The sequence below is a fragment of the Mesorhizobium sp. M7A.F.Ca.CA.002.15.2.1 genome, from assembly GCF_003998715.1.
Lineage (GTDB): Bacteria > Pseudomonadota > Alphaproteobacteria > Rhizobiales > Rhizobiaceae > Mesorhizobium > Mesorhizobium ciceri.
The window spans coordinates 1-651 of sequence record NZ_RZPI01001197.1 but is presented as its reverse complement, the minus strand read 5'-3'; the positions used below and the strand labels follow the sequence as shown (position 1 = coordinate 651).

2 protein-coding genes are annotated in these 651 nt (G+C 59.4%); both read right to left on the bottom strand.

Going from position 1 to position 651, the window contains the following annotated elements:
• Nucleotides 1-103, bottom strand: a 103-nt coding sequence (locus tag ENZ74_RS33620; protein ID WP_164761495.1) for a DnaJ domain-containing protein, incomplete at its 3' end; no start/stop codon positions are given.
• Between the two features lie 212 nt (nt 104-315).
• Nucleotides 316-651: Hsp70 family protein (locus ENZ74_RS33615; protein ID WP_164761494.1), on the bottom strand; the 336-nt coding region annotated here is incomplete at its 5' end.

Below are 651 nucleotides of genomic sequence, written 5' to 3'. Positions count from 1 at the left end.
GATCGGGATGGAACTGCATGGCGAGCTTGCGGAAAGCGCTCTTGAGCTCCTTCTCATCGGCGCCTTTTTGCACGCCCAGCGTCTCGTAGAAATCAGCTTTCATTTTTTCCCGCTGTCCGGATGCTCAACGTCTTGAAGCATTGTTGCGTCTCTTGCCGGCACTGACGCTTCGATTTAGGTGCGATGGAAGGGGGATGCCAGTGTCGACGCGGCTTTGCCTGCATTTTTTCAGCAAGGCCCGCTGTTTTTCTGCAAGGGGTTGCAAAAAAGCCCGGCCTTCGCCGGGCTTTTCGCTTTATCTTGCCGTCAAACGGTTCAGGCCGACTTCTTCTTGTCGTCGTCCTCGTCGATTTCCTCGAAATCGGCGTCGACAACGTCACTGTCCTTGGCGGCGTCCGCCTTGGCGTCGGCTTCCGCCGCTTCCTTCTGCGAAGCCTCGTACATGGCCTGGCCAAGCTTCATAGAAGCCTCGGCCAGCGCCTGGCTCTTGGCTTCGATGTCGGCCGCGTCGTCGCCTTCGGTCGCGGTCTTCAGCGCCGCGATCGCGTCGGAGATCGCCGTGCGCTCGCCTTCCGAAACCTTGTCGCCATATTCCTTCAGCGACTTCTCCGAGGAATGCAGCAGCGCTTCGGCCTGGTTGCGGGCCTCGAC